This is a genomic window from Shewanella litoralis (genome assembly GCF_009828585.1).
Taxonomy (GTDB): Bacteria; Pseudomonadota; Gammaproteobacteria; order Enterobacterales; family Shewanellaceae; genus Shewanella; species Shewanella litoralis.
In genome coordinates this window covers 140,130-162,422 of sequence record NZ_WSRZ01000006.1, presented here as the reverse complement: position 1 = coordinate 162,422, position 22,293 = coordinate 140,130, and the positions used below count along the sequence as shown (strand labels likewise).

Below are 22,293 nucleotides of genomic sequence, written 5' to 3'. Positions count from 1 at the left end.
TAGACCAAAAACCAAAGGAAGACGGTGGGTTAAGTTACTGTCTTTCACGATATTTATCTTTAAGAGCAATTAACCTTTTACACAATTGCCTTTCAAGAAGAGGTTTTAACATGTTCGAAGTTACTGAGATTTCTATTTCTGAGTTACGTGCCGCACTCGAATCAGGCCGCACTACATCGGTTGAACTGGTTAAGTCATATTTAGCGCGAGTTGATGCTTACGACGGCCCAGCCACAGAGACTAAGCTAAATGCCTTGGTGGTGCGCAATCAAGATGCGCTAAAAGAAGCCGAGGCGTCAGATGCGCGAAGGGCTCGTGGCGAAACACTAAGCCCACTTGACGGCATTCCTTATACTGTAAAAGACAGCTATTTGGTTAAGGGATTAACGGCCGCGTCGGGCAGCCCTGCATTTAAAGACTTAGTGGCCCAATACGATGCTTTTGCCGTTGAACGTCTGCGTGAAGCAGGGGCAATATGCCTAGGTAAAACCAACATGCCGCCTATGGCTAATGGTGGCATGCAACGCGGCCATTATGGCCGTGCCGAAAGCCCATATAACGCCAATTACCTTACCGCACCTTTCGCTTCTGGCTCTTCTAATGGTGCAGGCACCGGCACTGCCGCAAGTTATTCTGCTTTTGGCTTAGCCGAAGAGACATGGTCGAGCGGTCGTGGCCCAGCATCAAATAACGGTTTGTGTGCCTACACGCCCTCGCGCGGGGTAATTTCTGTGCGCGGTAACTGGCCACTGACCCCGACTATGGATGTCGTAGTGCCTTACACTCGCACCATGGCAGACATGCTAGAAGTGCTTGACGTGATTGTTGCCGACGACCCAATAACTCGCGGTGACTTATGGCGCCTGCAACCCTGGGTTGAAATCCCAAAAGCCTCTACAGTGCGTCCACAATCTTATCTGGATCTTGCCGCTCAAGCTGGCGCGCTTAAAGGTAAGCGTTTCGGGCTGCCACGTATGTTTATCAATAAAGATGAATTGGCTGGCACCAGCGAAAATCCAGGTTTTGGTGGTCCAACCGGTCAGCGCATCAATACCCGTGCATCGGTAATCGACCTTTGTGAAGCGGCTCGTAAAGCATTGGTAGCCGCTGGCGCTGAAGTCATTGAAGTTGATTTTCCGCTGGTATCAAATTGCGAAGGTGACCGCCCAGGTGCGCCAACCGTTTACAACCGCGGTATAGTGACACCAGAGTTTTTGGAAGATGAGTTATGGGAGCTTTCTGGCTGGGCTTTAGATGAATTCTTGCGCGCCAATAATGACCCTAAACTGAACAAACTGTCTGACGTGAACGGCCATTTGATTTTCCCCCATGATTTAGGCACCTTACCAAATCGTGAAGGGGATTTAGCCGCAGGCATGGATGAATACGTCAACATGGCCAAAAGAGGGCTTAAGTCGTATAACCAAATCGACAGCGTTCCCGATGGTTTGCGCGGCCTAGAAAAAACCCGCAAGTTGGATTTAGAAGACTGGATGGACGAGCTAAAACTCGATGCTGTGTTGTTCCCAACGGTGGCTGATGTTGGTCCTGCTGATGCGCATGTAAACCCAGCGTCGGCAGATATCGCCTGGAGTAACGGTGTTTGGGTTGCTAACGGCAACCTGGCGATTCGTCACTTAGGTGTGCCGACAGTGACCGTACCAATGGGCGTGATGGCTGATATTGGCATGCCAGTTGGGTTAACGTTTGCAGGCCGTGCTTATGACGACAATAACCTGCTGAGGTTTGCGAGTGCATTTGAATCGACAGGCAACAAACGCGTTATTCCTCCACGCACGCCAGCGCTGAGTCAATAAGCGCTAAATTTAAGTTTTAAATTAAACGCTAAGCACTTATTGAAAACGGGATTGGTTTATCAAAGCCAATCCCTTTTTTATTATCTAGAATTAAGGTTTTACACATGTTTTACTTAAGCTTGCTGGTATCACCTAGGTTAATACCCAACTTAGTCGGTTATCGTTTAATTTAACAGTAGCGCTTTAATCTGCGGTATCACAGCCTTTGTTGCAAAATAGCCTGCCTGAATGGCTTGTGTTTTGTCATCGAATCCGCCAATGCCATTAGGCTCATATAAAGGTGAAATCACAATATCGGCACTGTCTAGTTCTGGTTGCGACAGTCTGCAGCTTTGCATCCTAAATACGGCTAGGGTTAACTGGCTGGCAGACACTTGAGGCTGAGTTTGGTTGTGGCAATAAATGTCGACAGCAATGACCCTTTTGGCGCCTAACTGTTTGGCTGCGTAAACCGGCACGACACTGAAGATCCCGCCATCAATCAAAATATCCCCCTGGTGCTCAACCGGAATAAACACCCCCGGAATCGTCGATGAGGTTTGTACTGCATGGCCCGGATTACCCGAACGAATGGTCACCGTATTGTGTGTGGTCATATTGGTCGCGGTAACCGCCACAGGCATCGGCATATCCGCAAGATCGTCATATTCTACTTGCGCGTTTATCCAATCGGATAGGTTTTTACCATTAACTAAGCCTTTTGATGACAATACAAAGTCGGCAATATCGCTCATCCCCACGTCTTCAATGGCTGCGGCCATAGCTTGATAACTCATACCTGACGCGTATAACGTTGCCGCGATTGAACCTGCAGACGTGCCGCTGACGACATTGGGTTTTATCCCTGCCTCTTCTAAAGCTTTGATAACGCCTAAATGCATAAAACCACGAATACCGCCACCACCAAAAGCGATGCCAAGCTGGTGCTCTGCATTGACTGTTGGCGTTGAAGCATTAAGATCCTTGTATATCAGATCGTTATAAAGATTTGGCGATGAGCAAGCCATTAACCCCAGCGTTGCCACTGTCAGTAATGTGACCAGCGTTAGTATTCGCTTTCTCATGCGATCAAAGCGACCAGTTTAGTGATGTTTTATCTAACGATAGCGCCCAAAGCTTGGCTGCCATGTCTTGATCCAATGCAATGCTATCGAGTGTATTTTGATCCACAGGGCCAACAGTATTAGCTCGTTTGGTGGGGCCATAAAGCGTGCCAGGTTTTAGCCCTTGCTCAGTTGCACACATGACTTCTGGCCATGCGCCTTTTTCAGCTGATTGAGCGATAACCCGAGACATTACTGCCCATAGCATTTTATTAAAGGTACTCGCGGTATCCATAAGCAAGTTGGTACGAGAAGCGCCCGGGTGACAAACCTGTACTTCAACGTTTTTGCCCGCCGCTTTTATACGGCGTTGCAGCTCGTAACCAAACATCATTTGTGCCAGCTTTACTTTGTGCGTATGAGTCCCAGGCGGTGTATTTTTTGTCAAAGTTAAGATCTTCAAACTTAATCCGTTTAAGCCCCATTTTGTACGCGTTGCTACCCACCATCACAATCCGGCCTTTAGCCTCGTTAATGCGATCAAACAGCAAGCCACACAATAAAAAGTGGCCAAAGTGGTTTACCCCAAGTTGGCTTTCAAAACCATCGGCGGTGAGATGTTGCTTGGCGACCTGTGCTATTGCGCCATTACAGATCAGTGCATCGATGATTGGCGTGGTGTTTAGGAGTTCGTTTGCTACGTTGCGTACCGATTCCAGCACAGCCAAATCGACCTGAATAAACCTTACATCAATGTGCTGACCTAATGATTGCTTTAATGCTTCAATTGCGTTAGCTGATTTGCTTGGGTTACGGTTCAGCATAACCACCTTGGCGCCTTTACTGAGCAGGATGCGAGAGGCTTCAAAACCTGCGCCACTGTTAGCCCCTGTGATCACATATGTCTTTCCTACAAGTGAGCCAATGCGTTCAGGAGTCCAACCTTTTTTACCAAATTGTTGAGTTGTCATCATCGTTACCTTTGTTGTGAAGCTAGGGGCTTTAGCAAGTGCAATAATTTAATTTGCATGTCGCTACGAGCGGTAGTAGTGTTATCTGAAATGTACTATAACTCTCAGGCTGAGATGTAAATAGGCTAATTAGTCGCTAAAACGTGCCTATTTGTATCTATTTGGTGAGGCGATGTAAAAATGATCAAACAAAAGATAAAGCAGTTAGTAGAACAACGCATCAGTGCCGATGGCATAGTCGAAACCGCCATTAAAGGGGTGAGTTTGTTTAAAATTACCCAGGCAATGCCTTGTGCTCCAGCGGTTTACGAACCCACAGTGGTGGTTATTTTGAACGGCCGAAAAGAAGCGATTCTCGATGGCGACAGGTATATCTACGACAACAGTCAGTACATGTGCTGCACCGTCTCATTACCTGTCGAGGCCGGTACGCCTGAGGCTTCCCCCGAGGAGCCATTGCTTGGGGTTTATATCTCGCTCGATACTAAAGTGATGACAGAGTTGGCCATTGAGATGGAGAGTGCCACAGGTGCGATTAAGCAGCCTAAAAGCAGCTCACAACCACAAGGACTTTCTTTAGCAAACTGGGATGATACTTTTGCTGATGCGCTACTTAGATTACTGCAACTCGATGGCAGCATGGATGCATCAATCCTAGGCGAAAGCCGACTACGAGAGCTGTATTACGCCGTATTGAAAGGCGACGCTGGTATTTCAGCCAGAAGAGCGTTTGGTATTGGTAACGAGATTGCTCGCTCAATTGAGTATTTATCCTTAAACCTAGGCAAAAATGTCACCATTGATGATTTAGCTTCTTTAGTAGGGATGAGTCGAGCGGTCTTTCATCGTAAATTTAAACAAGCTACCAGAATGTCACCTATTCAGTTTATGAAATCGATGCGCCTTAATCATGCCGCCATGCGAATTGTTGCCGGTATGAATGTCAGTGAAGCAGCGATGAAGGTTGGCTATGTCAGCTCCTCGCAATTTAGCCGAGAATTTAAGCGTATGTATGGTACGTCGCCTAAGCAATGGAGCCAATCTAAAGCGTTAATTGAGCATGTGGCGTAGTCATTAAAATCGCACATTGATACAAATAGGCATGTTTTAGACAGTATATCGCCTAGTTTGCTATTTGTTTGAGAGTTAAAGTTGTTTACATAAAAGTAATGTAGGGTACCCATTATGAAACAACTCATCTTATCGATAGGAGCAAGTATGGTTATTGCAGCAACAGTCACAGCGGCATCGGCCAGCGGCATTAACAGCGAGTTACAAAAACTTGAAAATACCGTTCAAGACAGAGAGGGTAATGTTTATCGCACCGTTAACATTGGCGAACAAGTTTGGCTTGCTGAAAACCTACGAAGCACCCAGTTTCAAGATGGCTCAGCAGTAAGTTCGGGCGCAGTGCCAAATGATGATGCGGCAAACCTATTAACATACGGCCGCTTGTACAACTGGCATGATGTCGCTGATCAAAGAAACCTTTGCCCAGTAGGCTGGCGAGTCGCCACCGATGAAGATTGGAAAACCCTAGAGCGCACCATAGGTATGCCAGAGGCTGATCTGCACAAAGACGGCTGGCGCGGTGGTGAGCAACATATTGGTTTACAGTTAAAAGAGGCTCAAGCTGATGGGCTATTTGCTAAATTCGAACCATCGCTTGTCAATAAGCAGCAGTTTTTTGCAAGACCTGCAGGCGTTAAATGGAACGGGTTTTACATTACTCAAGGCGCTTACACTGAGTTTTGGACCGCAACCAGCGCAACCGACAACCAAGCCATTATTCGCACACTCGCATACTCTTGGTGGAATGCGCATAAACACGAAATTCGCCGTGCGACCAGCTCAAAAGATTATATGTTTTCAGTGAGGTGTGTCAGGATTTAATGCTGTGTTAAAGTTAAAGTTAAATTTAACGCTTTGTGACAAGCTGAAGCAATTCAGGCTTTAGCTCTTTAAGGAGGTCGGCATGGAAAATGTGATTAAGTCTGTTACTGCAACCGTACAAAATGGGGTTGCTAAATCAGATGGTAAACTTACTCTGACCACATCACATATTAATTTCGAGCCGTACAATAAACGGCTTGGCCTTGGCCCATACACATTTGAACTCTCTCACATCATCAAGGTTAAAAAATCTATGGCCAAAGGTGCAGGGATTTTACCTCTCTCAGCTGATGCCATTGAACTAACGTTTACAGATAACCAGATGAAAACATTCATTTTGGGGAATACGGATGAGTGGATTAAGCTATTGACGCCTGCCGACTAGCAAACGCATTCATTTCAACGGAAAACTCGTATGGATACCCCAAATTTATTGTGATGTGTTGAATTACTAACTGGCACACTTCTGGCCAATCCGGATTTTGACAATATGATGGGGTTATCCGAATCTGTTCACGGTGCATTTGACGCATTATCGCAGGAGATATTGAACACTCTGAAAGCATACGAGTAATTGATTTGGAGCTAGAACAACTGCTAAAACCAAGGGATCCCACCCCATTATAAATAAAATCTTAATTCTGTTTGCTTGAGGTGCGTATTTATTTAGGTAAATAGATGTAATAAATTGAACTCCTCGCAAGGTGATAGCGATCGCCGAGCCACAGAATAGGAGTTTTACCCATTATGTCAGCAACTCAATTACAACGTGCACGCGCCTTAACATTACCTTCACGCGAAGCCATGCTTTACCGTGAGCCATCAGTACAGCAGTTTTGGAATAACAATAAAGCGTTATTCAGTGACGCCTGGAAAGAATGGCAACAAACCGAGCAAAAAAACGAGTTTAGCCTTGATAGTTCATTACTTGATAAGCGATTACGTGATGCGGTAACTCAAGCCTGGCAAGACCCAAGTAAAGAAGTCGCAGTTAAAGATTTACTGCAAGAAGTGGCACCTGACGTGTTTCAATTGCAGTTTTTTGATCCTGAGCGTTTAGCGGATTTGCGCAACTATTTAGAAAGCGTATGGGATGCACAAATTCCATTGCGTCCACCTTACGGCATTGTGCTCAATCGCCGTGGTGCTATGCTCGACAGCCGTTCAGAGGGCTACCTTGCCGCGCCAAGTTTCCAGGATTTTTATCATGAAATGTTAAACACCTATATGCGCCCAATCGCGCGGTTGTTATTTCCTGAAATCATGGGCTACGACACGCAAACGTTTGGTTTTTCGATTCATTATCAACCCAATACTGACAGTTCGATCCGTCCACACACGGATGCATCGGCGGTCACATTAAACATCAACCTAAATTTGCCAGAAGAAACCTTTACAGGCTCTGCAGTCGATTTTTTTGATGTGGCGACAGGGCAAAAAATTGCTTTAACATTTAAGCCTGGCACCGCCATGATCCACCGTGGCAATGTCGTCCATGCTGCGCAACCGATAACCAGCGGCGAGCGCACCAACTTTGTATTGTGGTTATATGGCGACCGAGGCCAAATACCACCACAAGGTGCTAAGCGCCCAATCATAGATGCAAGCGAACGTTGGACAACACCAACGGCAGCATTAGACAGCTTTGCGCCGTTTTAATTAGTTTATGGCAAAAGGTTAACTACACCCCTCACGTTGTCCCGGCATTATTTTGAGCCGGGACTCTTTTTTATGGCCAGCCATAGCTAAAACAAACTGCGGGGCACCAATCAGTTACGTGTGTTAACACTTACAGTGGCCACACCCAAAGCAGCATAGGAAGACTGATGCCGATCACAAGCAGTTCCAGCGGTATGCCTAGCTTCCAATAATCACCAAAACCAAAGCCTCCGGGCCCTAAAATCAAGGTGTTGTTTTGGTGACCTATGGGAGTGAGAAAAGCGCAAGATGCACCGATGGCTACCGCCATCAGGAAGGGATCTGAGCTGACATCAAGCGCTGCAGCGGTAGCAATGGCTATGGGGCACATCACGGCCGCGGTTGCGGTGTTGTTCATTAAGTCAGAGAGAAACATACTGGTGACCAGAATGAGCGTCAACCCAAACACAGCATTGCCTTGAGCCATGTTGTCGAGTAAAAACCTCGCCATTAGGTCGGCTGTACCGCTGGACTCCATTGCTCCAGCCACAGGGATTAGGGCCCCAAGAAGTACAATCACTGGCCAGTCGATAGCATTGTACACAGAGCGTGGTGGCACGGTTCGCAATACCATAGAGGCGAGTACGCCAAGAGAAAATGATATTGCTGCCGGAAGTAAACCAAAGGCTGTTGCGCCAACGGCTAAAGTCATAATAATTCCTGCTTCCCAGGCTTTACGTTTGCTTGGTATGCGCAGTTCTCGTTTGGCTAGGGGTACACAGTTGTTATCACTTGCAAATTCAGAGATAGCTTCGGGAGGGCCTTGCATCAATAGCAGGTCGCCTGAACGAAAAGGCCTTGAGCGTAATCGTGACAATGAAGGTTTACCATAGCGTGACACTGCCAACAAATTCATGCCGTAGCGCGTACGTAACATGATATCGGTGGCCGAACGTCCAAGTAACGGAGACCCAGGTAACACTGACAGTTCCATAAGCACAGTATGGTCTGAGGATTTGGCTTGATCTTGTGCTTTACTCTTGTTTACCGCTCCATCGGCGTCATCTTTTGTGTCATTTTCTGGGGTGTCTGCTGCGTCATTAGCCTTGTCCGATTCAGCTTCTTCTTGCTCAATTGCCTCCTCAAGTTCTAAGCCTAATGTAGAGAGTACAACCGCCAGTGATTTAGCTTCAGCCTCGATGACGAGAATGTCGCCAACACGAACCCTACGCCAAGCACTGGGTGCCATTATACGGACATCATTGTGAACCATACCGATGATCTGGGCATCGATCTCATCGATCATTTTATCAATATCGCGCAGGCTCATGCTTGCAATTTTACTGTTTTCGAGTACGCGGGCTTCGGTTATATAAGCCTCTGATTCAAAGCCTTTTACCCCGGACTGCTTACGAGCAGGCACCAGTCGCCAGCCTATCAGAGTGATAAAGCCGACACCCGCAGCGGCAACTGCGAGCCCGACCGGTAGAAAGTCGAACATGGCGAAGCTACCCGTGCCAGTTTGGTCACGAAAACTTGAAACTATCAGGTTAGGAGGTGTGCCTATCATTGTCGTCATGCCGCCGAGAATCGTGCTAAACGCTAGCGGCATTAAAAGTTGCCCTGGCGTCAGGTTTAGGCGACCAGCGAGTTGCACGGCAACAGGCATTAACAGCGCCATCGCGCCGACATTGTTCATAAAACCGGAAAGCACCGCACCTAGCGCGCAAAGCGTTGTCATACTAAGAAACACGCCGGCACGAGCAGGCAGTACGGCACGCGAGAGCGCATCGACAGCCCCAGAGGTTTGCAGACCTCGACTGAGTACAAGAACGCAAGCCACAGTAACTACGGCAGGGTGACTAAAGCCAATAAAAGCGTCACCCGATGGCACTAGCCCAGTGAGTACGCATGCCGCCAGCGAACAGATAGCCACCATGTCGTGACGCCAACGCCCCCATAGGAACAGGCCCACGGTAGCGAACAAGATCAGCAGAATTAATAGTTGGTCGTTTGTCATAAACGCTGCTGAAAATTGATTGTTAGAGTCTTAGAGCAACAAGTCCGTTGTGCCCGAGGGTTACGACAATATCCACTTAGTTGTTTCAATACTTCGTCTCCTTGCCGACTAAAATTACAATTACACTCACAATCACATTAATTATAATCTACTTAGCCAAATTCGCAGGCAATCAGAGATAATAAGTTAATGGATACCAAGGTTATTTTGTCAATTAACGGGTATAGCCATGGCTCAAGCAATAGTGGAATCACAAGCTTTAGTGGGTCAAGTTGGTCTTAGTTTTCAAAAGTCCAAATTCAGCTTTGAACTTTTAACTATGAACTTGAGGTCGTTGAAGGCTTTTTGCAAAAGAATACGTGAGCTGGCTATGACCTTTCACGCATATCTGACCGATTAGGATATTTGTGGTCGTAAGGCATAACTACAAAGCATAAAGAAACATCTGGATCCCGGCTCAAAAGCATTGCCGGGACGACGAGAAGGGGGTTAACAGGTTTTGGCCTAAAACGAGTAAGTCTTAGTTTTAGTTTTAGTCTTAGTTTTCAAATGTCCAAATTCAACTTTGAACTTTGAACTTTGAACTTTGAACTTGAGGTCGTTGAAGGCTTTTTGCAAAAGAATACGTGAGCTGGCCATGACCTTTCACGCATATCTGGCCTATAACGATATTTTTGGTCGTAAGGCATAAGTACAAAGCATAAAGAAACACCTGGATCCCGGCTCAAAAGCATTGTCGGGACGACGAGAAAGGGGGTTAACAAGTTTTGGCCTAAAACGAGTTGGTTTTAGTTTTAGTCTTAGTTTTAGTTTTCAAATGTCCAAATTCAACTTTGAACTTTGAACTTTGAACTTGAGGTCGTTGAAGGCTTTTTGCAAAAGAATACGTGAGCTGGCCATGACCTTTCACGCATATCTGGCCGATAACGATATTTTTGGTCGTAAGGCATAAGTACAAAGCATAAAGAAACACCTGGATCCCGGCTCAAAAGCATTGCCGGGACGACGAGAAGGGGATTAACAGGTTTTGGCCTAAAACGAGTAAGTCTTAGTTTTAGTTTTAGTGTTATTTTTCAAATGCCCAAATTCAACTTTGAACTTTGAACTTGAGGTCGTTGAAGACTCCTTACAAAAGAATACGTGAGCTGGCCATGACCTTTCACGCATATCTGACCGATTAGGATATGGGAAATGCCATACACGATAAAATTTATTCTGTGCAACGCATGTCTCTCATCAAACGGAGTTTTTAAAACCTGCAGATAAGACAAACATTTACAGCTTCATCATGGTGGTTTGCGAGCCGACCATCCGCCCCGTGGCCGCTCACTGGCATCCATGCCATCACGATATTTGTAGTCGAAGGGCATAAGTACAAAGCATAAAGAAACACCTGGATCCCGGCTCAAAAGCATTGCCGGGACGACGAGAAGGGGGTTAACAAGTTTTGGCCTAAAACGAGTTGGTCTTAGTTTTAGTTTTAGTTTTAGTTTTAGTTTTAGTTTTAGTTTTCAAAAGTCCAAATTTAACTCAGGCCATAAATAATAGAACAAGTACTCAGCCAACAACCGCTTTATGTATTATCCCATTGATGGCAAAACGCGATAAAGCTTTTTAACAATGGGCTGTGGTACTTGTCTTTGTGTACCACTAGCCAAAAGGGGCGTTGCATATTGAGCGTATTATTACTGTGAGGCAATTGCAGTTGAATGACTCGGCCATCGTTAATCGCGTACTGTGCGGCTAACGTCGATAAACACCCTAAACCTAATCCTGCCGCGACACTGTTAATGAGCGCTTCAGTGGTATTGAGCTCAAATACCTCATGCCAAGCCTCAATGTGCGGTGCAATAGTGCGTAAAAAAAACTCTCTCGAGCCTGAGCCTGCCTCACGTAATACCCATTCACTGTGTTCTAAATTGGTAAATGTACAGGGTGTTTGTTGGCTTATGGCTAAATGAGGCGCGGCAATAATGCACATTTGGTCGTGGCTAAACTGATGGGCAACTAATTCTGGGTGATGGCTTTTACCTTCAATTAAGCCGATGTCTAACTCGTAGTCGAGCAGCTTTTGGCAAATTAACCGTGAATTTGAAATCACCACGCTTTGCGAAAAATGCTGTGATTGTTGCCTAAATTGGCTCAGCAACCCGGGCACCACATGATTACCTAAGGTGTCGCTGGCACCTATTTTCAATTGACCCGAAAAAGCGTGGTCTGCATCAAACAATTGGCTGATGTTATTTGCTCTACTAAGCAGCTCATCAGCAAGTGGTAATAACTTGTGACCTTCTTGATTGAGAATTAATCGGTTATTGACCCGGTCAAATAGCGGATGGCCTAGCTGCTTTTCTAATTCAGCGAGCGCCATGCTCACTGCCGCCTTAGACAAATACAAGGCTTCGGCTGCGGCCGTTAAGGTGTTGTGCTGGGTGATACTGCTAAACACATTAAGTTGTTTCAGTGAGATGTTCATAATAATGACTTAGTGAATAGTTAATAGTGAATAATGATGAGTGAGATACTCGTTTGGTTTTTATGAACGTATGTTTTATATAATTGGATATATATAAACAAAGTGCAAGCGTAATATGACTGCATGACTCGAATAGAGCTGCTGAGGTTGTCATGGTAAACAGAGTAAAGCGTAAAATTGTTGGTGTACCTACACCCATGGCTGGGCTAGCGTTAGGCATAGCCAGTTTAGGTTGGAGTTGGGAAAACGCCGTGGATTTACAGCGCTATGGCCAATGGATTAGTGCCGCTATTGCCAGTGTACTGTTACTGGTATTAGCCAGTAAGTTTGTATTGCATCATGATCTGCTGCGCCAGGATGTTGCCCATCCGGTGGTGGGCAGTGTGGTGCCGACTTTTGCGATGGCATTAATGGTGGTGTCTAACTCGTTGGGGCATTTTTCTGCGCTAGCGGGTGACTTGCTGTGGTCTTTTGCGGTCATATTGCACATCAGCTTTTTAGTTGGATTTATTTATCATCGCAGCCAGCAATTTAGCTTACCTCAAATGGTGCCAAGCTGGTTTATTCCGCCGATTGGGATTGTAGTCGCAGACGTGTCTTTTTCAGGTAATGCACATTTATTGTGGATAGCAGAAAGCGCGTTGATTTTTGGCATGCTGAGTTATGCCGTAATGTTACCCATGATGATTTATCGACTTATTTTTACTGAGCAAATCCCTGATGCGGCTAAGCCGACATTAGCCGTTTTAGCCGCACCAGCAAGTTTATCGTTAGCAGGCTACTTAACCATTAGCTCGCAGCCTTCGCCAGTGATTATTGGGTTGCTATTTGGCATTGGCGTGTTGATGACCAGCATTATTTATTTATCATTTTTTAAACTGATGCGTTTACCGTTTAGTCCTGGTTATGCTGCATTTACCTTCCCGATGGTGATTGGGGCCACGGCGTTGTTTAAAGTGGAAGCTTGGATGCAAAGCATGAATGTTGGCGCTGAATATATTGCCCAGGTGCGAGGTTTAGCTGAGTTTGAATTGGTTGTTGCGACTGCGGTTGTCAGTTATGTTTGTGTGCGTTATTTACATTTTTATCAGCCCAGAAAATTAGTTTCAGCATAAGTGAGCCGTCATGACCCCAGCAATTGATATGGCCAAAAAGCACAAGATTGATTTTAAGGTGCACGAGTATCAACATGATGCCAGTAACGAGTCGTATGGCCTGGAGGCCGCGCAAAAATTGGCTTTACCAGCCGAGCAAGTATTTAAAACCTTAGTGGTGAGTCTTGATAATCAAACGCTTGCTGTCGCTGTGGTGCCAGTGTCTTCGATGTTGAGCATGAAGTTAATGGCCAAAGCGGCGGGCGCGAAAAAAGCCCATATGGCAGAGGCTGCAACGGTTGAGCGTTCAAGTGGTTATGTGCTTGGCGGCGTTAGTCCGTTAGGGCAAAAAAGACGCTTGGCGACAGTGATTGACGCTTCGGCGCAGCAGTTTGAACACATTTATGTCAGTGCCGGTAAAAGAGGGTTAGATATTTCGCTTAATCCTGATGATTTACAACGCCTGCTTAATGCGACATTTGCCGATATTTGTGCCTAATAAAAAAGCGATATACCCCAGTGGATATATCGCTTTCATTGATTTTATTGTTGTTACTTTCAGTTATCGCTTGGTTCGTTTACACCTTCAATAAATAGCTAACTACTGATTTATTTTGGCCTTAAACTCAGCTTGAGTTTGTGGGTTCGCTTTTTGGTACCAGTAATCGAGCATGTTAGACACTTCGGCCTGGTTTGGCTGCTCTACGCTGTCGCTTATAACTGGGCCGGCACCTTCAGATTGAACATCGGTTATGGCTAACGTGACTGGCGCTGTTGTGACCACTGAATTGGCAGGTTTGTTTAAGATTTTGGGCGCAGCTGCTGGCGCAGTGACTTTAGCTGCACGCCATGAAGCGGGGTTGGCGGCGGCATTATATTTTGTGATTTCTTGTTCAAAATCTCGGCCAATCTGTAAACCTTTTTTCATTAACTTGTCTTGAGTGAATTCAACCGCATTACCAGCCTGGTCAGTTAATGTCAGTGTGGGTGAGTCATTAAACTGTGTAGCACTGCTTTTGCTGCGGATGCTGGGCAGTGTTAATTGATAGTCTTGATCGCTGGCGCTAAAACGCAAAATAATCACATCTGAGCTAAAGCTATGCTGACTGCCTTGATCTCTAAAGCGGGCATGATAGCGAAAGGCGATTTGCTGTAATCCCTGTGGGGTATTGATGTCTAACGTGACCTGTTGCTGCTCAGTCGCGACACCATTCACTAATACCGTATTGGCATTGTTAGGTAGCTCTAAGCTGGCAGCCACACTGCTGTGGCAAAACATGTATGTGGCTAGGCACAGTGCAGTACAAATGATTAAACGCATAAACGTTTCCTATGATAATAATTAACAGATGCTGTGTTCTGCAGCGCTATAACGGCTGCTCGTCTGCAAATTGGGGGCGGTATTGTTCAGGTAACTCAAAGACCTTGGGTTTACCGCTTAGCGGGCAAACAAACGTAAAGTAACACGAGGTTAATTTAAGATCGGGCGCAGTGTTATCGGCATCACCGTGTAATCGGTCGCCCACCACCGGATGGCCTAAACTGGCCATGTGAATGCGAATTTGATGCTTACGCCCCGTGTCGATTTTGACTTGCACTTTAGATTGATTAAGCCCTGAATGATAGGTGATTAATTTTGCATGAGACAGCGCAGGCTTGTTGTCTACAGGCGTATCAATTTGCACCGTTTCACTAGAGAATTTGCCATGAACAATCACCTGGTAGTGTTTTTCTAATGCGCGAGTTTCAAATAATTTAGCGATAGCCGCAGTGGCTTTTTTACTGTGGCCCAGGATTAATAATCCAGTAGCGGCGCGGTCAAGGCGATGAATAATAAAGGCATTACGCTGTGGCTGCATATTTAATTCAGCAAAGCGATTCATGGTGGTGTGGTCGCTCCACTTTGACCCTTGGCAGCGCATACCGTAAGGCTTGTACCACACACTGTAGTCAGTCTCGTCAAACAACAACTCTGCCTGTGCTACCAGTTCATCGAGAATATGCTGATTGTAGTAAAGGTGTAGCTTATCGCCTGGGTGTAAGGGCTTTTTAGCCCGCCTAATTCGATTGGTTTGTTTGCCGTGAGTATGCCAAATCGCGCCTTTTTGCATGGCATCTTTTAATACTTGCTTACCTAAACCACTTGCTTGTGCCAGCAAATTAATTGCATCAGTACTGTGCTCAAGCACATCAATATGGAATTCGGTTTTATCGGCCATCATTTGGGTTAGCTCTAACAATGCAATGTATCTGTAATTAATAAGGGTAAATGTTACCTTATTTGGTCGTTCAATGTTAATTAACCTGCTTTGAGGCTGATGAAACTTTCTTTTAGATGACGTATCTCTGTATCATCTGGCATAAAGTTGTTTTAGCATAATGCGATAAAATACGGTTTTACTTTGGAGTAGGTCATTTGGAACACATCGTCTGGGATTTTAATCCTATATTAGTCTCGTTTATGGGCTTAACCGTACATTGGTATGGTGCTCTTTTCGCCTTAGCGATTGCCACAGGCTTTCAAGTATTAAAGCACATGTTTAAAAAAGAAGGATTGGATGTTGAGTCCCTCGATAACTTCTTAGTCTATTGTGTGGTGGGTATTATTGTTGGCGCGCGTTTAGCGCACTGTGTTTTCTATGACCCTGGGTATTATTTTGCGAATCCGCTCAAAATACTGGCCATTTGGGAAGGCGGCTTAGCCAGCCATGGCGGTGGTTTAGGTGCCATATTGGCGCTGTATTATTACCAACGTCAGGTTAAATTACCGTTTTTATTTTTACTTGATCGCCTAGCCATTTCTACCGTCATCTTTGGCTTTTTTGTGCGTATGGCCAACTTTGCAAACTCCGAAATTTTAGGTGAGCCAACTACTCAACCTTGGGGCATTATTTTTAAACGAATTGATATGCTGCCGCGTCACCCGGCGCAGTTGTATGAGTCGCTTGCTTATCTTTTAATTTTTATTGGCTTATACGCTATTTATAAATACACCAACATGAAACAAAAACACGGTGCCATTTTTGGGGTGTTTTTAGTGTCTGTATTTAGTGCACGTATTGCGATAGAAAGCGTTAAGGTCAGCCAGGCGGCTTACCATGAGTCGATGTTAAGTGCTGGCCAATGGTTAAGTTTGCCATTTTTACTGACAGGTGTGGTGTTGTTAGTGATGGCTTATCGTAAACAACGCTAACCAATATTTACCGTTAATCAATACAGCTGTCATTACCGCTAATAAAAACGTCCTAGTGCAGTAGCAATAGGACGTTTTTTATATTAGCCGTTTTAAGTTGGGCGAGTTACATCCCAGCAGGTAAATATTTAAAGCGCTTCATTTGCTCATAATGGCTATCAACAATGCGTTTGACTTGCTCTGGAGTGAGTAGTGATTGCCATTGATGCTTACCACCTTTCCTAAAGAAGGCATTAGCATTTTCATGCTTTTCAACAAATCCACGTTTGGCTTCTTGGGCTTTTAATTGCGCAAATGATGAGTGCTTAATGGCATTTTTAAGCCTTGTAGGATCTTTCTTTAAGCCTAAAAATGACTCAACTTTGCGGAAGACTTTTTTAGGGTCATCTAACATGTCTTCATAACGTAAAATGAGCTTTGAGGTATCATCGCTTGTCCAGCTGGATACATGCATCGACCACGAGGTAATAATTTGCGGCACATGCGGCGCCTCGTTTGGGGTACCTGTCATTTCTTCTGCCATGTAGGCAATGGCTTCATCGATGGTGTAATCAAAGTAATTAGCCATCGAAATCACCACATCAAGCGGATTACGAACCACATAAATCGCCCCAGAGGTAACTGAAGAGTTATGCAATGGTTGGCCGTTGTACTCGCCTAAATAATTATGGGTTTTTACAAATGTGGTGCCTTGAGCCTGATGGGCAATATCTGCTTGCACTTGAGGGCGAATCGCACTGACTTCTTCTAAGGTAAGCTCTGTGGTTGCGGATTTATCTTTAGGTAAATAAGCTTGATAACGATGCGCTGCTGATTCGGCAGTCGAAATGGTGTGCATGGTATTAATGTCGATAGGCTGATCTTGATTTTGAATGTAGTTCTCTAAAAAAGCGCGTACCCAAGTGTTACCCGATTTAGGGTAAGAGGCCACCCAAAGTATGTTTCCCATTCGTAATCCTTTGTTGTTATTTTTGCGTCTTTCAATGCGGTTAAAACTACCGATAATTCAGCAAAATGGCAAGTTTAGTGCGCAACAGATAAGAGTTAACCGTGCTGATACTATCGCTTGTTAAGTAAAAAATAATCCTCCACTTTACTGTGAGTAATATATGGATGTAACATTGTTGTTAAATGCGTTTGAATGATGAACGTTATGGCGTTATATCGAACTATTAATTAGGAGAGGGTAAATGGATTTTAATGCAACCTTGGTCGGCCAGTTGATTATTGTTTTTGCATTAGTGATGGGCTGTATTTGTTATTACTTAGGTCGTCGTAAAACACAATCGCCGATCTTAGCCGGTGTGATTGGCGCAGGATTATCGATAGTGCCTATTTTAGGGTTGGTTTACCTTGTTGTGCTTGTGCTTAAAAAAGATATCGAGATCGCACCAACAGTGGTTAATGGATAATCGCTAATCGTTTACATAATGATTAACGGTCACGTGATACAAAATGCCTCGTCTAATTAAGACGAGGCATTTTGGTTTTAGCGGCAGATACGACTACGACTTCTCATTAAAGCTATGCCACTGTAAGCGTTTGTTGTGACTTTTCCGCTTTAACTGAACACACCTTAAACTCAGGGATTTTGGCAATGGGATCTAATGCATTAATCGTCAGTTTGTTCGCGGCAGATTCGGCAAAGTGGAAGGGTAAAAATAATACCCCGACTTGCGCTCGTTTAGTGACAAAAGCCGCGATTTCAATGGTGCCTCGGCGTGTACTGAGGGTTAACATATCACCGTTATTCACCCCAAGTTGCTCGGCATCATATACCGAAATCATTACTCTTGGCGCCCCTTTAATATCAAGCTCAGGGGTTTTTCGGGTCATGGTACCGGTATGGAACTGCTCCAATAAACGCCCTGTAGACAAGATCAGTGGGTAATCGCTATCAGGCATTTCAGCCGGGAATAGATAACTGACAGGGATCATTCGGCCTTTACCGCGTAAAAAGGTTTCGCTATGTAAAACCGGTGTGCCGGGATGGTTTTCATCAAAACATGGCCACTGTAAACCATCCACTTTATGCTCAAGACGCTCCCAGGTTAAGCCTTGATACTGTGGGGTAACCTGGTTGATTTCTTGCCAAATATCGTTGGCACTTTGATATTGCCAGTTGGCATCGAGTTTATTGGCGATCATTTGGATGACCTTCCAGTCGACCATTGCATCACCTGGTGGGGTTAATGCCACCCGAAGCTGTTGTACTCGGCGTTCGGTGTTGGTGAAGTGCCCTTGTTTTTCTGCAAAGGCGCTGGCAGGCAGTACCACATGTGCCATTTGGGCGGTTTCGGTTAAGAAAATATCTTGCACGACCATAAAGTTAATTTTTTTAAGTGCGGCTATCACATGGGCCTGATCTGGGTCGCTCAGCACTGGGTTTTCACCCAATATATACAAGGCATCGATTTTATTTTTGACAATTGCATGCATAATTTCTGTTGCGGCATAGCCGGGAGTTGCAGGCAATGAGCTGTTACCCCATGCATGGGCAAATTTGGCGTTGTTGTCTGGGTTATTGATTTTTTGATAACCCGGATAAAAATCGGGTAACGCGCCCATATCACAGGCGCCTTGCACGTTGCTTTGGCCACGCAGTGGGTTTAATCCGCCGCCGACCACGCCGATGTTGCCACAGAGTAATTGTAAATTAGAGGTCGAAACCACGTTGTCATAGCCGGTAGTATGTTGGGTGATCCCCATTGCATAGTACAAGGCCGTTTTAGTTGCGGTACCAATCATTTTTGCCATCGCGGCAATGTCTTCAGCACTGACTCCGGTAAGTAACGCAGCATTTTTTAGATTGTAAGCAGGTTTGAGTACTTCTTGCTTAAGCAATTCGTAATATTCAACCCGATTATCAATGTAATCTTGGTCTTGCCAATTATTGAGAATAATTTGCTGCATGATAGCGTTGAGCAGCATCACGTCCGTGCCGGGTTTATGGGAGACATAGAGCGTGGCGCTGTCTGCTATGGTGGTTTTTTTAGGGTCTGCGACAATTAAGCGCGCACCATGTTGGCTGACTGCACGTTTAATGTGCGAGGCAATAATTGGGTGAGCGCTGGTGGTATCTGAGCCGATAATAAAAATAACATCAGACTCTTTTATGCTTGGAATATCATTGGTCATTGCGCCGCCGCCAATGGTATCGAATAAGCCTGCAACCGATGACGAATGACACAATCTTGCGCAGTGATCGATGCTGTTAGTACCCATAATGCTGCGGGTAAACTTTTGCATTAAATAGTTTTCTTCGTTGGTGCATTTAGCAGACGATAACGCGGCAAATTTACTTGGCCCAGCGGCCTCTTTAATGGGCTTAAGTTGCTCGGCAATGTAGTTAATTGCTTCGCTCCAGCTTGCCGGCTGTAACTGGCCATTTTTACGGATTAACGGTGTGGTAAGACGCTTAGGGCTGTTTAAAAAGTCAAAACCAGAGCGACCTTTTACGCATAGCATCCCTTCATTAACCAGTGAATCGCTGTCGCCAGTGACGCGCATAACGCGGTTTTTGGTTTGATCAACATGTAACTCAACCCGGCAACCGACACCACAATAAGTGCACACCGTTGAGGTTTTGGTTAGCGCTCGGTGTGTGCCTTGGGTTTTATCTCTGGCGTCGACTAATGCGCCTGTTGGGCACACTTGCACACAGTTACCACACTGCACACAATCACTGTCGTTCATTGATGCGCTAAAGCCGACACGCGGTGCATTTCGGCGACTGTCTGTTGTGCCTGCTGCATCGGGGAGTGCTTGGTAACTATTGGGCGCAAAACTAATCACATTATGACCACTTTGCTGGTGGCAAGCTTCAACACAGGCACCGCAACTGATGCAACGATTGGCATCAAAGGTGATAAACGGGGCGCTATTATCGACTTTAAATTTACGGGCGCGGGGCTGTTCAATACTATTGCTATCGACTTTATATTCGGTGGCATAGTCGCGTAATTTGCAGTCGGTGTTGGCCTGGCAGGCACATTCTAGGCAGCGCATTGCTTCTTGCATTGCTTTGTCTGGTTTAAAGCCGAGTTCAACTTCTGCAAAGTTAACCGTGCGTGTGAGCTGGTTGAGCTCGGGCATTTTTAAACGCGGACGTTTGGCGGTGTCTGGGTATAATTCGGGGTATGTGTTTGCCGCTAACGAGGCAGTTTTTTTGGCTTTGCGTGAGTTAAATTGTTGTGGTTCTAAATGACAGGTTAAGCCTTCTTTAAGTAAACCTTCAATGGCTTCAGCGGCTTTGCGACCATCAGCAACCGCGGCTACAGCTGTGCCAGGGCCGGTGCGTGAATCACCAATAACAAACAGTTTTTCAACCCCAGCAGACATGGTTTGCTCGCACCCCAAGAACGTGTGCCAGCGGCTGAGTGCTATGTGGCCTGTGTCTATTTGATTTCCGGGTTGTTCTAAAAAGTCTAAATCGACTTGTTGAGATACCGCAGGGATCACGGTGTCGAATGCTTCTTCAAAGGTTTCGCCAGTGGCTTTAGGCGAACGTCGACCAGAGGAGTCAGGCTCACCCAATGCCATTTTGGCAAAGGTGATAGAGCTGACACGGCCCTGATTGTCGCTGTGGTTTTCAATTGGATTTGTGAGAAAATGAAACTTAACCCCTTCAACTTCAGCCTCATGGATTTCGTAGGGTTCGGCGGGCATGTCTTCGCGGGCACGGCGATAGATTAAGGTGACATCGGCGCCATCTCTTAGTGCGGTGCGGGCACAATCGATAGCGGTATTACCGCCACCAATGACAGCCACTTTTTTACCCGTGATTAACTTTTTGTCGGTGCAATAATCGCGTAAGTAATCGACACCTAAATAGCAGCCTTGTAAGTCGCTGCCTGGGTAGTTCATTGGCACAGCTTTTTGCGCGCCAATCGCTAGACATACCGCATCATAATTAGCCACTAACTCGGTTAAGTTAGTATCGCGGCCCAATGCACAACCCGTTTTAATCTTAAGGCCATTGCGAGTCAGTAGTTCAATTTCTTTATCTAAAATTGCTTTAGGTAAACGGTACTCGGGAATACCATAACGTAACCAACCACCGGCTTTTGGGGCAGACTCCATGATGGTGACATCGTGGCCATTATTTGACAGGTAATACCCAGCGGTTAAGCCTGCAGGACCGCTGCCAATAATAGCGATGCGCTTGTTAGTTGCAGGCGCTTTTGGCGGTACATATGACTCTAAGTCGTGTAAGTCTAAATCAGCAGCGTGACGCTTTAGCTGCCTAATGGCGACAGGTTCATCTACCAGTCCTCGGCGACATTCTGCTTCACAAAATGCAGGGCATACACGGCCAATCGATAAGGGTAAAGGCAAGGTTTGTTTGATAACTTTAACGGCTTCGTGATGGTCACCTTTACCAATGTGGTAAAGATAAGATTGCACATCTACACCTGCTGGACAGGCTGTTTGGCATGGTGCTTCACAGTCGGCAAAGTGGTCGCTTAAGATGTCGTTCAGTGCTTGCTGGCGCACTTTACTTAAATAGCTCGACTGGGTAATCACATCTAAGCCTGTTTCTAGAGCGGTTTCACATGCACGAGCACAGCGTAAACTACCATCATGATTTTTGATTTGTACCTGGCACAAGTTACATTGCTGTTTGGCTTGATTGTGGGAAAAGTCACACAAGCTAGGGATGTTAATACCGGCATCTGTGGCGGCTTTGAGTAAGCTATCTGCCTGGGGTAGTGATAGGGGGACGCCGTCTATGGTGATGTTAATCATTACAAGGCCTTTTAAGTCTGCATTAGATGGGGCGTACAAGCTGGACGACATGCGGGTATCACTGCAAAAAGCGGAGTTTGTTTAGCGTGGATTATGCTGCTCTGCAGATTGCGTTTGATAACCTTGGTGTTGTTTCTGCACCCACTGTTGATAAGTTCAGTTTAATTGGCTAGGGGATGTTCAGACGTGATTTAGATCATTTTTGTAGTAATTAAAAAGCATGTTTAAATTTATTGCATAGTAAACATTGCGTTATGAACATAAAAATGGAGGAGGTAAGACCTGTTGAAATGCTTTTTTTTCGCCATTGTTTATGATTATGGACAGTAAAATGGTTGGTTTGTATTGTTTAAACAGGCACAGACAGAACTAACGGGCTCGGCCCGTTAGTTCTGTCTGT

At 45.5% G+C, this 22,293-nt stretch carries 18 protein-coding genes; 9 read left to right on the top strand and 9 right to left on the bottom strand.

Annotated elements, in window-relative coordinates; translation table 11 throughout:
• Window positions 1-110 precede the first annotated feature (110 nt).
• Window positions 111-1,817, top strand: coding sequence for an amidase (locus tag GQA99_RS07485; RefSeq protein ID WP_160053269.1), 1,707 nt, complete (start codon window positions 111-113; stop codon window positions 1,815-1,817).
• Between the two features lie 164 nt (window positions 1,818-1,981).
• On the opposite strand, the gene GQA99_RS07480 is transcribed toward GQA99_RS07485, so the two are convergent.
• The 3 genes from GQA99_RS07480 to GQA99_RS07475 are packed head-to-tail and all read right to left on the bottom strand — an operon-like array spanning window position 1,982 to window position 3,831.
• Entirely contained in the window at window positions 1,982-2,881 is a 900-nt protein-coding gene (locus tag GQA99_RS07480; protein WP_206194570.1) for a patatin-like phospholipase family protein, read from the bottom strand.
• A gap of 4 nt (window positions 2,882-2,885) precedes the next feature.
• Window positions 2,886-3,254 (bottom strand): Rossmann-fold NAD(P)-binding domain-containing protein, encoded by a 369-nt coding sequence (locus tag GQA99_RS20795; protein ID WP_229785938.1) that lies wholly within the window; start codon window positions 3,252-3,254, stop codon window positions 2,886-2,888.
• Window positions 3,199-3,831, bottom strand: a complete 633-nt coding sequence (locus tag GQA99_RS07475) for an SDR family NAD(P)-dependent oxidoreductase (RefSeq protein ID WP_240904649.1) — start codon at window positions 3,829-3,831, stop codon at window positions 3,199-3,201. Before GQA99_RS07475 ends, GQA99_RS20795 begins: the two co-directional genes overlap by 56 nt.
• A 180-nt stretch (window positions 3,832-4,011) precedes the next feature.
• On the opposite strand from GQA99_RS07475, the gene GQA99_RS07470 reads away from it, so the two are divergent.
• The 4 genes from GQA99_RS07470 (at window position 4,012) to GQA99_RS07455 (ending at window position 7,383) form a co-directional block, all read left to right on the top strand.
• Window positions 4,012-4,902, top strand: a complete 891-nt coding sequence (locus tag GQA99_RS07470) for an AraC family transcriptional regulator (protein ID WP_160053268.1) — start codon at window positions 4,012-4,014, stop codon at window positions 4,900-4,902.
• Window positions 4,903-5,016: 114 nt separating this feature from the next.
• A complete protein-coding gene (locus GQA99_RS07465; RefSeq protein ID WP_229785936.1) occupies window positions 5,017-5,724 on the top strand; it encodes a fibrobacter succinogenes major paralogous domain-containing protein in 708 nt (235 codons plus the stop codon).
• An 82-nt stretch (window positions 5,725-5,806) separates the two neighbouring features.
• Complete coding sequence (locus GQA99_RS07460; RefSeq protein ID WP_160053267.1) at window positions 5,807-6,109, top strand: hypothetical protein; 303 nt, start codon at window positions 5,807-5,809, stop codon at window positions 6,107-6,109.
• 362 nt (window positions 6,110-6,471) lie between these two features.
• A complete protein-coding gene (locus GQA99_RS07455; protein WP_160053266.1) occupies window positions 6,472-7,383 on the top strand; it encodes a 2OG-Fe(II) oxygenase family protein in 912 nt (303 codons plus the stop codon).
• Between the two features lie 130 nt (window positions 7,384-7,513).
• On the opposite strand, the gene GQA99_RS07450 is transcribed toward GQA99_RS07455, so the two are convergent.
• The gene (locus GQA99_RS07450; protein WP_160053265.1) at window positions 7,514-9,382 is read right to left on the bottom strand and encodes an SLC13 family permease; all 1,869 of its coding nucleotides are present in this window, start codon (window positions 9,380-9,382) and stop codon (window positions 7,514-7,516) included.
• A 1,573-nt stretch (window positions 9,383-10,955) separates the two neighbouring features.
• Window positions 10,956-11,858 carry a LysR substrate-binding domain-containing protein gene (locus tag GQA99_RS07445; protein ID WP_206194569.1) on the bottom strand — a complete coding sequence of 301 codons (903 nt, stop codon included), beginning with the start codon at window positions 11,856-11,858 and terminating at the stop codon, window positions 10,956-10,958.
• Window positions 11,859-12,010: 152 nt separating this feature from the next.
• Between GQA99_RS07445 and GQA99_RS07440 the strand changes: the two genes are divergently transcribed.
• Window positions 12,011-12,973, top strand: a complete 963-nt coding sequence (locus tag GQA99_RS07440) for a TDT family transporter (protein WP_160053264.1) — start codon at window positions 12,011-12,013, stop codon at window positions 12,971-12,973.
• A gap of 10 nt (window positions 12,974-12,983) precedes the next feature.
• Window positions 12,984-13,451 (top strand): Cys-tRNA(Pro) deacylase, encoded by a 468-nt coding sequence (ybaK, locus tag GQA99_RS07435; RefSeq protein WP_160053263.1) that lies wholly within the window; start codon window positions 12,984-12,986, stop codon window positions 13,449-13,451.
• Window positions 13,452-13,553: 102 nt separating this feature from the next.
• Here the strand turns inward: ybaK and GQA99_RS07430 are convergent, their stop codons facing one another.
• Both GQA99_RS07430 and GQA99_RS07425 read right to left on the bottom strand, forming a co-directional pair.
• Window positions 13,554-14,273, bottom strand: coding sequence for a YccT family protein (locus GQA99_RS07430; RefSeq protein ID WP_160053262.1), 720 nt, complete (start codon window positions 14,271-14,273; stop codon window positions 13,554-13,556).
• A 46-nt stretch (window positions 14,274-14,319) separates the two neighbouring features.
• Window positions 14,320-15,174 carry a pseudouridine synthase family protein gene (locus tag GQA99_RS07425; protein ID WP_160053286.1) on the bottom strand — a complete coding sequence of 285 codons (855 nt, stop codon included), beginning with the start codon at window positions 15,172-15,174 and terminating at the stop codon, window positions 14,320-14,322.
• A 194-nt stretch (window positions 15,175-15,368) separates the two neighbouring features.
• Between GQA99_RS07425 and lgt the strand changes: the two genes are divergently transcribed.
• Window positions 15,369-16,145 carry a prolipoprotein diacylglyceryl transferase gene (gene lgt, locus GQA99_RS07420; protein WP_160053261.1) on the top strand — a complete coding sequence of 259 codons (777 nt, stop codon included), beginning with the start codon at window positions 15,369-15,371 and terminating at the stop codon, window positions 16,143-16,145.
• 106 nt (window positions 16,146-16,251) lie between these two features.
• On the opposite strand, the gene GQA99_RS07415 is transcribed toward lgt, so the two are convergent.
• Window positions 16,252-17,094, bottom strand: coding sequence for a sulfotransferase domain-containing protein (locus tag GQA99_RS07415; RefSeq protein WP_160053260.1), 843 nt, complete (start codon window positions 17,092-17,094; stop codon window positions 16,252-16,254).
• Window positions 17,095-17,335: 241 nt separating this feature from the next.
• Between GQA99_RS07415 and GQA99_RS07410 the strand changes: the two genes are divergently transcribed.
• Entirely contained in the window at window positions 17,336-17,557 is a 222-nt protein-coding gene (locus tag GQA99_RS07410; protein WP_160053259.1) for a hypothetical protein, read from the top strand.
• A gap of 112 nt (window positions 17,558-17,669) precedes the next feature.
• Here GQA99_RS07410 and fdhF read toward each other — a convergent pair whose 3' ends face one another.
• Complete coding sequence (fdhF, locus tag GQA99_RS07405; RefSeq protein WP_160053285.1) at window positions 17,670-21,893, bottom strand: formate dehydrogenase subunit alpha; 4,224 nt, start codon at window positions 21,891-21,893, stop codon at window positions 17,670-17,672.
• Between the last annotated feature and the right edge of the window lie 400 nt (window positions 21,894-22,293).